The 12,633-nt window shown below is 65.2% G+C and carries 14 protein-coding genes and 1 pseudogene; 9 read left to right on the forward strand and 6 right to left on the reverse strand.

Annotated elements, in window-relative coordinates; genetic code table 11:
• Window positions 1–188: 188 nt before the first annotated feature.
• Window positions 189–362: a hypothetical protein gene (locus tag ACK4K7_RS12630; RefSeq protein WP_431866503.1), complete on the forward strand. Its 174-nt coding sequence runs from the start codon at window positions 189–191 to the stop codon at window positions 360–362.
• Window positions 363–577: 215 nt separating this feature from the next.
• On the opposite strand, the pseudogene arr reads toward ACK4K7_RS12630, so the two are convergent.
• Both arr and ACK4K7_RS12640 read right to left on the reverse strand, forming a co-directional pair.
• Window positions 578–994 (reverse strand): annotated as a pseudogene (arr, locus tag ACK4K7_RS12635) (NAD(+)--rifampin ADP-ribosyltransferase).
• Window positions 995–1,271: 277 nt separating this feature from the next.
• Complete coding sequence (locus tag ACK4K7_RS12640) at window positions 1,272–1,703, reverse strand: MerR family transcriptional regulator (protein ID WP_431866505.1); 432 nt, start codon at window positions 1,701–1,703, stop codon at window positions 1,272–1,274.
• A gap of 47 nt (window positions 1,704–1,750) precedes the next feature.
• Here ACK4K7_RS12640 and ACK4K7_RS12645 point away from each other — a divergent pair, with 47 nt between their 5' ends.
• From ACK4K7_RS12645 to copD, 6 genes are all read left to right on the forward strand, one after another.
• Window positions 1,751–2,542 carry a MauE/DoxX family redox-associated membrane protein gene (locus ACK4K7_RS12645; protein ID WP_431866506.1) on the forward strand — a complete coding sequence of 264 codons (792 nt, stop codon included), beginning with the start codon at window positions 1,751–1,753 and terminating at the stop codon, window positions 2,540–2,542.
• Window positions 2,543–2,627: 85 nt separating this feature from the next.
• Window positions 2,628–2,933, forward strand: coding sequence for a hypothetical protein (locus ACK4K7_RS12650; RefSeq protein ID WP_431866508.1), 306 nt, complete (start codon window positions 2,628–2,630; stop codon window positions 2,931–2,933).
• Between the two features lie 123 nt (window positions 2,934–3,056).
• Window positions 3,057–4,784, forward strand: a complete 1,728-nt coding sequence (locus tag ACK4K7_RS12655; RefSeq protein ID WP_431866510.1) for a copper resistance system multicopper oxidase — start codon at window positions 3,057–3,059, stop codon at window positions 4,782–4,784.
• Window positions 4,781–6,022 (forward strand): copper resistance protein B, encoded by a 1,242-nt coding sequence (locus ACK4K7_RS12660; protein WP_431866512.1) that lies wholly within the window; start codon window positions 4,781–4,783, stop codon window positions 6,020–6,022. The genes ACK4K7_RS12655 and ACK4K7_RS12660 overlap by 4 nt, the downstream gene beginning before the upstream one ends.
• A gap of 140 nt (window positions 6,023–6,162) precedes the next feature.
• Entirely contained in the window at window positions 6,163–6,552 is a 390-nt protein-coding gene (gene copC / locus ACK4K7_RS12665) for a copper homeostasis periplasmic binding protein CopC (protein WP_431866514.1), read from the forward strand.
• Window position 6,553: 1 nt separating this feature from the next.
• On the forward strand, window positions 6,554–7,423 hold the full coding sequence (gene copD / locus ACK4K7_RS12670) for a copper homeostasis membrane protein CopD (protein ID WP_431866516.1): 870 nt from the start codon (window positions 6,554–6,556) through the stop codon (window positions 7,421–7,423).
• A 285-nt stretch (window positions 7,424–7,708) separates the two neighbouring features.
• Here copD and ACK4K7_RS12675 read toward each other — a convergent pair whose 3' ends face one another.
• The 4 genes from ACK4K7_RS12675 to ACK4K7_RS12690 form a co-directional block, all read right to left on the reverse strand.
• Window positions 7,709–7,861 (reverse strand): hypothetical protein, encoded by a 153-nt coding sequence (locus ACK4K7_RS12675; protein WP_431866518.1) that lies wholly within the window; start codon window positions 7,859–7,861, stop codon window positions 7,709–7,711.
• A gap of 1,756 nt (window positions 7,862–9,617) precedes the next feature.
• Window positions 9,618–10,355, reverse strand: coding sequence for a peptidase (locus ACK4K7_RS12680; protein ID WP_431866519.1), 738 nt, complete (start codon window positions 10,353–10,355; stop codon window positions 9,618–9,620).
• 90 nt (window positions 10,356–10,445) lie between these two features.
• Complete coding sequence (locus ACK4K7_RS12685; RefSeq protein WP_431866521.1) at window positions 10,446–10,700, reverse strand: hypothetical protein; 255 nt, start codon at window positions 10,698–10,700, stop codon at window positions 10,446–10,448.
• Entirely contained in the window at window positions 10,697–10,984 is a 288-nt protein-coding gene (locus tag ACK4K7_RS12690; RefSeq protein WP_431866523.1) for a hypothetical protein, read from the reverse strand. Before ACK4K7_RS12690 ends, ACK4K7_RS12685 begins: the two co-directional genes overlap by 4 nt.
• Before the next feature lie 55 nt (window positions 10,985–11,039).
• Here ACK4K7_RS12690 and ACK4K7_RS12695 point away from each other — a divergent pair, with 55 nt between their 5' ends.
• Both ACK4K7_RS12695 and ACK4K7_RS12700 read left to right on the forward strand, forming a co-directional pair.
• Window positions 11,040–11,453, forward strand: a complete 414-nt coding sequence (locus ACK4K7_RS12695) for a hypothetical protein (RefSeq protein ID WP_431866524.1) — start codon at window positions 11,040–11,042, stop codon at window positions 11,451–11,453.
• A gap of 670 nt (window positions 11,454–12,123) precedes the next feature.
• Window positions 12,124–12,504: a hypothetical protein gene (locus tag ACK4K7_RS12700; protein ID WP_431866526.1), complete on the forward strand. Its 381-nt coding sequence runs from the start codon at window positions 12,124–12,126 to the stop codon at window positions 12,502–12,504.
• Window positions 12,505–12,633: the final 129 nt, after the last annotated feature.

The raw sequence follows: 12,633 nt of genomic DNA on the forward strand, positions 1-12,633 counted from the left end.
CGATGAACCCTCGATCCGATGACCCGACCAAGGGGTTCTCCGTCAAGATTGTATATCAGATTGCCAAAAAGGAAGCCCGCTGCTGCACCATTGGTGCGGAAGACATACATCGCCATTGATCACGCCCCGGAGTATCGTGGGTCCCGCCCCACGAAGCTTCTGATCAGCCCCTAGAGCCTGTATGGCAGGTGAACCTCGGCACCGCCGGGATTCCAGCCGGCGCCGCTGTCGGCGAGATGGGTCTCATCAACGATGAGTTGCGGCATATGCCGGTGACCTGCGTGCCGTCCCATCTCCTCCGTCGCGCGCATCAGGGCACGTTCTGGCAGATGAGCCCGTCAGCCCATATCGGCCTGCACTGATCAGGGGCGACGGCGTTGAGGTCATTCGTCGTTGGCCTGACGAGGCCAGCAACCGGTTGTATTCAGCAGTCTCCCGCGCTCATGACGACCTTCGCGAACGGCCTGCAATTGTTTTGGTCGAGCATGGCATCATCAGGCTGAGCATCCCCCATGAACTCCTTGCCGGAGCGCAGCAGTTGTTCGGATCGGGCTGGCGGCAAAGACATCCCCCGGGATCAATCGATGATGACATCGCGGCCTTCGGATCGCATGCGGGCGAGATCGTCCCTGCGTTGCCGGATAATGTCCGGTGCATGGCCCTCCCAGTGAATGACCTCCGCGAGCACCCTCAGGGGGTGCCGGGTCCGATAGGACAGCGTCGGGTTTCCAGCGAAGCGCTTGTCCGTGACGTTCGGGTCGTCCTCGAAGGGACCGGCGGGCTAGACCAGGTATATGCGTCCCGGAGTCTCTCCAGCCGCGAGTTCGGCACCCCAGATCGCGGCATCGAGGGTCGCCGTGAAGTAGACCCATGACAACGGCTTCGCCGTCCGGAAATTCGAAGGATGGCCGGTGACGAGCAGTTCGCCGGGGCGGAGGTCGGCCCGAGTTCCGTGGAGGAAGGTCTGCGAAAAGACGGTAGCGGCAGCGGACATTTCAGCGCCTTTCTCTTTGATGCGAATCAAGGCGCAGGTTCATGGCGCAAGGACCCCCGCTTGCCGCAAGCCCCCCTTCATGTTAGATGATTCGAGTGGGGATGAGGGCGTTGCCTTGGTCTTCCTCACCTCAAGCCGACAGCGCTTCTTTCGCCAGCGCTCCGTCTCGGTTCGGGCGGCTTCCTATGAAGCGGCCAGCTGGCCCAGAGCCACCAATGTGAATTGGCTGACCGTCTATCGCCCGTCGGCTGAAGCGAACCGGATCCCGTTCACGGGATCACTTGTCATCCTGCTGAACCTCATCCTCGATCGCGAACGAAGCGAGGATCGGGCACGGTCCTGAGCTTCCCGCGCTGCATTCGCGCGCGAGCCTCGCCAGTGCCTCGCGGGCGCGCCGAAGGCTGGCGATTTCCTGGTCGAGAGCCGCCATTCGCATTCTTGCCATCTCGTTTGCGCGGGCGCGGTCCTCCCCCGCGTCCAATGCCAGGAGTTCCTTGATCTCGCTCAGCCTGAACCCGGCGGCCTGCGCCTGCCGGATGAACCGCAATCGCCTGACATCCTCGGCGCCGTAGCGGCGGATTCCGCCGCGCTGTGGCGGCACATCGAGCAAGCCTTTGCGTTGGTAGAAGCGAACGGTTTCCACCCCCACGCCCCCGGCGTCGGCCAGCTTCGATATCGACAAGGCGTGCGCCTCTTGACTCCGTACCATGGTACTGACCTTATAAGCGCTCCGACTGATTCACAAGGAGACGTGATATGTCGGACCAGGCCGCCCTCGCGGCGCCGGTGAAACGTGCCGAGCTTCACCGGATGGTGATGTCCAGCCACATCTGCCCCTACGGCCTCAAAGCCAAGGATCTGCTGAAGCGATCCGGCTACGAGGTCGAGGATCATCATCTCACGACGCGGGAGCAGACCGACGCGTTCAAGGCGAAGCACAATGTCGCCACCACGCCCCAAATCTTCATCGGCGGCAGGCGCGTCGGCGGCTATGACGATCTGCGCCGCTACCTCGGGAAGAAGGTGGCCGATCCCGCCGCCACCAGCTATCGTCCCGTCATCGCCCTTTTCACGATGACCGCTCTCATGGCGGTCGCGGCGAGCCACGCCGTGACGGGCGATGCGTTCACCATCCGCGCGGCCGAGTGGTTCGTCAGCTTCTCGATGGTCGTTCTGGCGCTGCTCAAGCTCCAGAACGTCGAGACGTTCGCGACCATGTTCCTCAACTACGACCTGCTCGCGAAGCGGTGGGTCCCCTACGGTTATGTCTATCCGTTCGCGGAAGGTCTGGCCGGGCTGTTGATGGTGGCGGGCGCTCTGACCTGGCTCTCCGTTCCCCTTGCCCTGTTCATCGGGACGATCGGCGCCGCGTCGGTCTTCAAGGCCGTCTATATCGACCGGCGCGAACTCAAATGCGCCTGCGTGGGCGGATCCAGCAACGTGCCCCTGGGCTTCATCTCGCTGACCGAGAATCTGATGATGATCGCCATGGCCGTCTGGATGACTCTCGGAGCCTTCGGATGCGTCGCGGGCTCCACTCATGGGTGAAGCCTTAGGTGCGCGAGAGCGGGCGTTGCCCCGATATCGCGAAAGGATTAGAGGCACGGTTGTGAGCGTGTCGAGGTTCATATCCATGCTGATGGCGCTGGCGCTCGCCTTCTCCTCGGTCGGCATGAGCAGCGCCATGGCCGCGGCGCCCGGCCATCACGTTCCGGCCGCCGGCGTCCACTGCGCGGACCGTGAGGCGCCCGCAGCACCGGCGACGCCGGAGAGCGGCGCCGCGGCGGATTGCGCGATTGCCTGCAGCGCCCTCGCGCCGCTGCCGCACTTCATCGCGGAGCCTTCCGCTTCTACCCGCGCGGTGCCGCGCCAGGCAGCACCGGCATTCCTCACCGGCACCAGCCCTGAGTCGGAGCCTCCCCCTCCACGCACCGCCTGAGGGTTCTCACGCCGGCCGTGAGCGGCAGGGCGACGCAACCACTGAGCTGGAGCGGGGGCGGCGAGCGCGGCCCCTCCGGCGACGCGAAGGCGACGGCATGATCCGTCGACGTAAGGATCTGAGATGAAACACGATCTTGTCATCGATCGGCGGGCGCTGCTGCGCGCCGCCGGAGCCGGGGCACTTGGGCTCGGCGCAGCGGGGCTGCTCCCTGCATGGGCGCACAGCGGCAGCCACGGCCTCGCGTCCAAGCAAGCGGCAACACTCAGCGGCGAGGACCTCGCCCTGACCGTCGACTACAACGCCTTCATCGTGGACGGGCGCACGGGCCACCATGCGATCACGGTCAACGGCACGATACCCGGTCCGCTGCTGCGGCTGCGCGAGGGGCAGAATTTCCGGATGGCCGTGACCAACCGGCTGCGCGAGGACACCTCGATCCACTGGCACGGCCTCATCCTGCCCTTCCAGATGGATGGTGTTCCGGGCGTCAGCTTTCCAGGCATCCGGCCGGGCGAGACCTTCGTCTATGAGTTCCCCATCGTTCAGGCGGGCACCTATTGGTATCACAGCCATTCGGGCCTGCAGGAGCAGCAGGGCCATTACGGGCCGATCGTAATCGATCCGGCCGGGCCCGATCCGGTCGCCTACGACCGCGAACATGTGATCGTGCTGTCCGACTGGTCGTTCATGCACCCGCACATGATCATGGCGCGGCTGAAGCAGGAGGGGCATTTCTTCAACCGCCAGCAGCAGACGCTGGCGCGCACCCTCTCCGGCCGCAACCCGCTCTCGGCCGAGGAGCGGAACATGTTCGCGCAGATGCGGATGGATCCTTCCGACATCGCCGACGTCTCCGCGGCCGGCTATACCCTGCTCGTCAACGGCCACAGTCCCGACGAGAACTGGACCGGCCTGTTCCGCCCCGGCGAGCGTGTGCGGCTGCGCATCATCAATGCCGCCGCGATGACGATCTTCAATGTCCGCATCCCGGGCCTGCCGATGACGGTCGTGAACACGGACGGGCTCGACGTGCGGCCTGTCGAGGTCGACGAGCTTCAGATCACCGTGGCGGAGACGTTCGACGTCATCGTCCAGCCGAGCGAAGATCGCGCCTTCAACCTCATCGCCGAATCCGTCGATCGCGCCGGCATGGCGCGCGCGACCCTCGCGCCCCGCCTGGGGATGAGCGTCGCACCGCCCCCGCTCCGGCCGCGGCCGACGCTTTCCATGCGTGACATGGGGATGGCGGACCATGGCGCGCATGGCGGTCATGGGGGTCACGGGAACATGAACATGCGCGACCGGTCGCTGGTGCCCCCCAATGTGAAGGTCGGCGTCGGCGTCGACATGATCGCGCCAAGCCCTGTCGACCGGACCGGCGATCCCGGGATCGGCCTCGACGATGTCGATCATCGCGTGCTCACCTATCGCGACCTCGTGTCGCTGGAGCCGAACCCGGACAGGAGAGAACCGAGCCGCAGCGTCGAGGTGCATCTCACCGGCAACATGGAACGCTTCATGTGGTCGTTCGACGGACAGCAGTTCAGCGAGAATCCGGAGCCGATCCGCTTCGAACGCGACGAGCGGGTGCGGGTCACCCTCGTCAACAACACGATGATGGCGCACCCCATCCACCTTCACGGCCACTTCTTCGAGGTGGTGAACGGCCATGCCCCCCATCAGCCGCGAAAGCATACGGTGAACGTGCTTCCCGGCGGCACGCTGACGTTCGACCTTACCGCCGATGCGCCGGGCGACTGGGCTTTTCACTGCCATCTCCTGTTCCACATGCACGCCGGGATGATGCGGGTGGTGACGGTGCGGCCGCTGGATGGAGATGTCGCATGAAGATCGTGCTCATCCTTCTCGCCGCCACCACCTTAAGCTCTCCCGCTCTGGCGCAGCATGGCGGCCACGGCCACGCAGCGTCCGGCCGGTCGCCGGCGGCGACTTGCACCCCCGAGCATGAAGCGATGGGCCACTGCTCCATGCCGGCACCCGCCCAGCAGTCGCCCATGCCCGCGGCAAGCTGCACGCCGGAGCACGCGGCCATGGGGCACTGCACCATGGCTCCGCCCGCTACGCGGCGGTCCCACGACACCGTCTGCACAGCCGAACATGCGGCTATGGGCCACTGCCGCATGCCTGCCGCGCCGCCGGGCGTCCAAGCCGCTCCGCACGACGGACACGGCGCACATCCTCACGCGGGCCACGGCGCCGATCCGCATGTGGTCCATACGGCAGACCCCCATGCGGGCCACGCTGCCGATCCACATGCCGGCCACGGTGCCGATCCGCATGCCGGTCACGCTCTGGAGATGCGAAACCCGCCGCGCCCGCCGGTGGCGCCGCCGCCGCCGGGCGCCTTCAGCGGCCCCGCCCACGCCGCCGATCTGATTTTCGGGACCGAGCATATGGCCCCGGTTCGCGCGCACATCGTTCATGAGCATGGCGCGATGCCGACCCACCGCTTCATCCTCGATGAGCTCGAGGTGAAGCTCGGCCGCGGGCACGTGGGCTTTGGCTGGGACGCCCAGTTCTGGTATGGCGGCGACATCGACAAGCTTTGGCTGAAGACCAAGGGCGAGGGCGAATTTGACGGCGCGCTCGAACATGCCGAAATCCAGGCGCTGTGGAGCCGGGCGATCGATCCCTGGTTCGACGTTCAGGCCGGCGTTCGACAGGATTTCGGCCAGGGCGCCCGACGCACCCATGCCGTGCTCGGCCTCCACGGACTCGCTCCCTGGTGGTTCGAGGTGGAAGGAATGCTGTTCCTGTCCACGAACGGCGAGCTTACCGCGCGCCTCGAGGCTGAATATGATCTCCGGATCACGCAGAGATTGGTCCTTCAGCCGAGCCTGGAACTGGATTTTTCGCTCCAGAATATCCCCGAGATCGGGATCGGCGCCGGCTTGTCCTCTGCCGAGCTGGGCGCTCGGCTGCGTTACGAGATAGAGCCCAATCTCGCGCCCTACGTTGGCATCAAGTACGAGCGGGGCTTCGGAAACACTGCACGCTTCGCCCGTTCCGCCGGCCGTGAAGCAGGCGGCTGGAACCTGCTGGTGGGGGTCAGGACGTGGTTCTGACGCCGGCCACGAGGGTCAGGTTCAGGCTCAGGAAACGCCTGGCCGTGCAGGCCGCTCTCCGACAGCCGGGAGAAGCGAGGCGGGCGCTGGCCCCGCACGGAATCTGAGCACAAACTACACCACGAAGGAAGGACTTAGACATGCGTACCATCACGAAAATCGGCGCGATGCTGGCAGGACTTGCGGCAATGAGCGCCGCCGGCGTCGCGGCGGCTCATCCCTCGCTCGTATCTGCGTCGCCTGCCGCCAATGCCCCGGCGAGCAATGTCACTCGCATCCTGTTGCGTTTCAACGAGCGCCTCACACCTCGCCTGTCCGGCGCAACTCTCACGATGACTGGAATGCCCGGTATGGCCAATCATCCCGACATGCCGATGACGGACGTCTCTTCCGCGCTCTCCAGCGATCGCACGGCGCTTGTGATAACGTCCCCGCGGCCGTTGCCCGCGGGCAGTTATCGCGTGAACTGGCATGTGGTGGGTGCCGACACCCATCGGATCACCGGCACCCACGAATTCACGGTGCGATGACATGATCGCTTGGGGGGCGGGCGAAGGCGTTTTGATTGCCCTTCGCTTCCTGGTCTACGCCGACCTGCTGCTGCTTGCCGGCCTCGTCCTGTGCGGCGGCCGAACGGCCCCCCAGGCCGCCCCGAGCCGAGGTGTCGTGGCTCTTGCAGCGGCGGGCCTGCTGCTCACGATCGCGCAGTTCGCCGCCGCCTGCCTCCTGATGGTCGGCGGCGATGTCGCGCTGCTCGATACGGAAACGGTCCGCTTCATCGCCCTTGAAACGGGAACGGGCCTTTCGAGCCTGGCGCGTGTCGGGCTGCTCGCCCTGCTTGCGGTCCTCGCAGGCCGTGACATTCCGGTGCCCTTGCTCCACTCCGCTGTCGCGGTCGCCGCCCTCGCGACTCTCGCCTGGTCAGGCCATGCCGGGGCGGGGGAGGGGGCGCAGGCACTCGTCCATCGCATCGCGGATGTCATCCACCTGCTCGCCGCCGCGATCTGGATCGGGACATTGGTCCTGCTCCTCGTCTCGATCAGAAACCCAGCGGTGTCTCGCGCATCCCTGGCTGCAGCGCTGCAGCGTTTTTCCATCGTCGGCACGATCGTGGTCGCGCTGTTGATCGTGACAGGTCTCGTGAACCTCTGGGCCATAGCGGGGTTGGATGCCTCGAGTCTGGTGACCACCGACTATGGCCGGGTGCTGCTTGCGAAGCTTCTCCTCTTCGCTGCGATGCTGGGCTTCGCCGCCCTCAACCGGTGGCGCTACACCCCGATGCTGGTGCGCCAGCGCGACGCCCCCACAGCGCCGCTGCGCCGGAGCCTCGGCATGGAAATGTCGTTGGCTCTGGCGGTGCTCGCGGCGGTCGCCTTGCTGGGTACGCTTTCCCCAGGTTGACTATGGGCCTCATGCTGTCTGGAAAGATCCCGGGGCCCCGGGGCGTGTGGCCTTCGGAGCGTCAACCCGCCGTAAGAAAAATCAGTGCTCCCGCCGAAGTCGGGCGGGGACGGGCGCGGCCTTCTTCTGGTTCAACTCCCGCGTTGCGGCCACGGGACCAGGGCCGAGGAATTGCATGGCCGCGATGGTGGGGACGCGACGTGCCGGGCGGGCTCGCGCGCTTGCGCGACCTATGGGTTTGTAGTGCGGCGCTCGGAAGAGAGGGGTGACTGCCGCTGCCGCACCTCAGGCCCGTGACTGACGATTTTCCGCCGCGACAACGCGCGAGCGGCGCTCGAACTCCTCCGCCATCCACAAATGGGTTTCGCGAAGGATCTCGTTTTCGGCTGCGATGGCGAGACTGCGCTGAACACGCGCACGTTCCAGCAGATAATCCACGATATAAGACACGAGCCCCCATGCCCGCCGTAGACGAGCGAACGATCACAAAGTCGGCGCTTCACTGGCAGCGGACCCGTTTATCGAAGCTGAACCTGGCCGCGGACGACAAGCCTCGTCGGGCTGACCAGCTCATGATCCCGGAGAACCGCCGGCTTGGATAGACCGCGACGAACAGAGCAAGATCATTCCTGATGCGCGTTGGGCAGAGCCGAGCGTTTTTGTGAGTACGTGTGATGTCCGATGACAGAGAATCGCCGACAGTCGCGAGGCTCAGGGAGGCAAACAGGCATTTGAATGACAGTCTGAAGCGGTGCGAAGCGCTCGTGTCGGAGTACCGCGAGAAGCTGGCCGCCCAAGGCGAAGCTTCGTTTTTCATCGATCACCGCGCATCGCGAGCGGGAACGTTGAGTGATCCCCGGTCAGTCTCGCAAAAGTGAAGAATCAAGGTAGTCCCCGACGATCCCTCCGCCATCTGCCGGTTGGCCATGTCCGCGGCTCGGAAAAAGGGGGCGAGCGCAGCAGCTCGGCGCGCTCATGTTTTCCAGACAGGCGTGGCCCGCCGTCGCGAACTCTGCGGGAGCCGGCATGTTCCCGCGCTTGCGCGGGCGGCGATGATGGTGTTTCAGATTGGCGGCGCAGCCGAAAGGTGCGTTGCAAAAGGGGAGGACAGGCTCCCGCGTTCTACTCTCTGTGGTCGCGGGGGCCTGTCCATTCTGCGGTGGAGACGCCCGCCGGCCGGTGCGCGTCTATCGCCGGGGAAGGAACTCCGTCGAGCCGGTGCACCATCCGCGTGCCGCACCATAGCTCGCTCGGCTCACCATCTGCCCTGCCGGCGGCGGTTGCGATCGCTCGATGATCATCGCCGGCCTCGATCACCTCGGCACCTATGATGCGGCCGGAAGTCCGATGCAGCAGATAGAGGCGGTAGTACGCGATTTGCGATCCCCTTCGAAACGCTGTGACAGTGCATTGGCCCGAGTCGCAGCGCGCGTTACCGTCACTCTAGCCCGAACCGGTGTCCGCCGCGTTGTTCTGGATCAAGCGGACGCCCGTTGCTGCGCTTTGCGGTCCCCCGGCCCGTCCGTTCTGGCGGCTGCGCGGTGCCTGCCGCCATCCTGGAAGCATGCACTCTTCCAGCACGGCGATCTCAAGGGGATTCGCTCTGCTGTGGCTCTCTTGCACAGGCGTCGTAAAAACAGGCACTTAGAGCCGCTCCGCAAATGATTTTCGTGGACCCGCGGGACCAGACGTGCACCTTGCGACCGGGGTTTTGGCAAGGGGGCGGCGGTGGCGGAGTCTGACGGGGATTATTATGCACGGCGGGCGGCAGAGGAACGGGCTGCAGCTGACGGGGCAGCGGACACCAGGAGCGCGGAAATCCACCGCGATCTTGCCGCGCGATATGAGGCTCTCGCCCGGTCCAGGCAGTCTGGGTCTCGGACGAAGCTTACCGTGAAGTTCCCCCGCGGCGTCTGAACATGCCTCCTTATGGCGCTGGCCGGGTTCTATTGCCCGCATCCGCCAGAGTGACCTCGATCGCTTCTGACCGGGACTCTGCGTCGCCGATGCTGGCCCGGGTCAGCAGCATGCAGTCACGGACCGAGACCGAGCTCGGACCGGCCTTACCTCGTCCCGGCCGCCCCGCCCTCGGCGCATCGGCATCGTCGGGTCGCCAGCGCCCGAAGAAAGATCGCGAGGCGCCGCAGGGACATGGCGTTGCCTGGCATGAACCTGCAGCTCCACCGCCAGGATGTCAGGCTTCGGAGATCATCATCCACGGCGGTGCAGGAAGCCCGAGAGCGGCGTTCTTGAGTTCGCTTGCCCAGCAGCGTGAAAGATCGTCGAAGTAAGCATCTTCTTCTTCAATGCGGCGGGATATCAGGGGGAGCTCGGGGTCGCGGGGGATGACGATCAAATCGATCGGTCTGGCCACTCCCAGATTGGATTGCATCGAGCTGTCGAACGAGAGGAGTCCGATCTTTACCGCCTCCGCCAGTGACGATCGGTAGCTGAGCGCACGATCAAGTATGGGCCGCCCATATTTCGTTTCCCCGATCTGGAGAAATGGCACTTCGGCGTGGCACTCGATGAAATTTCCGGCATTGTAGATGAGGAACAGGCTGAGAGGCTGGCCGCCTATTCGCCCGCCCAGCAGAAGCGAGACGGAGCTCTCGAGGCCGATCCGTGCCAGCGCTCCACCCACCGTGGCATTGGCTGCCTGCACAGCTTCCCCGACGAGTTGCGCCGCCCGGAACATCGTGGTGGCATCGTGGACGGACCGCGGCAGGTCGGCATTGTCGGAGGAGGGTAGGCCCTCTTTCAAAAGGCTGATCACCGATTGGCTCATGGAAAGGCTGCCCGCGCTGCATGCGAATATCTGCCGATCAGCCTCGTCGGCGAGGATGTGGAGCTTCTTGAAGGACGAGAAGTTGTCCACGCCGGCATTGGTGCGAGAGTCGGCCATCATGACCAAGCCCGCGCGGAGCAGCATTCCAAGGCAATAAGTCATTCTCACTCCTCGGCTCGTTTCTGCCCCTACTGACCCTGAGCGGGGCTTGAGACCGGAACCGGCAAGGTGAGGTCACGTTCCCTTCACGTGCCGGTTCCAGGCATTTCCGACAAATGGAGAGGTGGCATGAACAGCCAGAGCAACGACCGCAATCAGCAACAGAGCAACCCCGGCCAGCAGCAACAGCAGGACGGCGGCCGGCAGCAGCAGGGCGGCCAAGGCGGCGGCAACCGCCAGCAGCAACAGCAGGACGGCCAGACCCCCGGCCACCAAAGGTAGCCGACCGACATCGAAGGAAGGCCGCCCGTCGAGGGCGGCCTTTCTCATTTCTTTCCGATCCGACAGCTGCCGATAAAATGCCAGCGCCGGAAAAAGGGAGGCACCGCCGCCGGAAGTAGCGGCTGGTTGCGGACGTTCAGGGCTTGTGGAAAGCTGTCCGCATCCTGATCGATGTGCACAACGAGGGGCAAGTCCTCGAGACGGCGATCGCCCGTCATCAGGATGAGGGTGTGGAGCGATTCACCTTGGGGGTCATGGAAATGGGTTATGCTCTCGACGAGCAGGTGGGTTTGAGGTCGTCGCTTGCCCCCACCTTCATGTAATCCGTGCATCCACGCAGTTTCAGGGTATTGAAGCCGAGTCTGGGGGAGATGACGGGGGGACCGAATGATCCACGTACGACCGCCCATCTGGTTCTGGATCGTCGTAGGACTTGCCTTGCTCTGGAACCTGCTCGGTGTGGCCGCCTACCTCGCCGAAGCCTTCGGAATGGCGCAATCAGCTGCCCACAGCGCGATGATAGACGTCCGTCCGGCCTGGGCTACTGCCGCCTACGCGATCGCCGTATTCGGCGGCACTCTCGGCTGCCTCGCCCTTCTGATGCGCCGCCGCTGGGCCTACGTGCTGCTTGGTGTCTCGTTCGCCGCGCTGCTGGTCCAGCAGGCATGGAACCTTACCGGGCCCTCCGCGGAGCTCGCTAGGGAAGGTCCGGTGCTGGGATTTGCCGCGGGGGTCGCGCTGGTTTCCCTGGGAGTCCTATTGCTGGCTCGGCTTGCCGTTCGTCGGGGGTGGGCGGGCTGATCGAGGGTGTCGGCAGAGGCCTGGCGTCGAGCCAGCCCGAGCGGACGCGAAGCGGCTATGCGTCCCAGGAACCGGGCCATTGCCGCGCCTGACGCAAGGGACGGCCGCCCGATGAGGTCCGCCCCTTTTCGCTCAGATAAGACGGTCGACGATGGCCGGACAATCCTTTGCGGATCAACCACATACACCCGGCGTCTCGATGAAGGCAGCGGTAGCCTTCCGGGACGCGACTTCGGTAGCGCTCGGGTATGGCTCGGCAGTCGGGCCAGTCCCATAGCGACGGCCCGTCTGCCAGAGCGGTGCGCGTCGACTTTGAGCGTGCGGCGGCGGCCCGGGTGGCGCCGCATGCGGAAGCGGCCCTGGCTGGGCCGCCTGGGGAGGCGGTCACCACGCTGCGCATCGACAAGTCCCGGCAGAGAGGCCGCAAGCAGTCCGGCGCCGGCTGCGACGGACAGCCGTTTCATAATCCTGCTCCTTGCCCGAATGGCGCTCCCACGAAGCCGTGCATCGCCCGCTCTGGCAAGACGGCTGACGCGGGAGGGAAGCGCATGTTGCACCGTCCGTCCGTTCATCTTCGCAAGGCTTAAGATGAACGTGCCCTGCGAGACCTGTTCAGCGCCGGAACAATCGTGACCGTCTAGACCGACCGGACTGAAGCAGGAGAAGTGCAATGCGTAAGATGCTGATCGCCCTCACCGGAGCCGTCGCGACCCTCGCCGCGGTTCCCGCGGCCGCCCAGTACCAGGATCATAGCCGTGGCAGTTGGAACCAGAATGAAAACCGGGGACCGAGCCGACAGGCGATCGCGAACCTGCACCGTGACCTTCAGCGCATCGATCATCATATCCAGCTGGCCGGTCAGCGGCGTCAGCTCAGCCGGCAGGACGCGACACAGCTGCGCCGTGAGGTGAGCCAGATCCAGCGCCAGCTACAGCGTTCATCCCGGACGGGACTGAGCGGCCGCGAGTTCGCGCAGCTTCGGCAGCAGGTCAATCGACTGGAACAGCGTGTTCAGTATGCGGCTCGGTTCGTGAACGGCCGCCGCGGCTAACGGGTCGGGGTGCCCTGGACGATGGGGTACCCCGCTCCAATCACCCTTGCCGAACATCATCGGCAGGTGTGGCGCCGCGAACGGCGATCGCCGGAGTTGACTTCGATCCAACCGTCGACCCGCCAACGG

Origin of the sequence: Allosphingosinicella sp. (assembly GCF_046295735.1) — a bacterium.
Lineage (GTDB): Bacteria > Pseudomonadota > Alphaproteobacteria > Sphingomonadales > Sphingomonadaceae > Allosphingosinicella.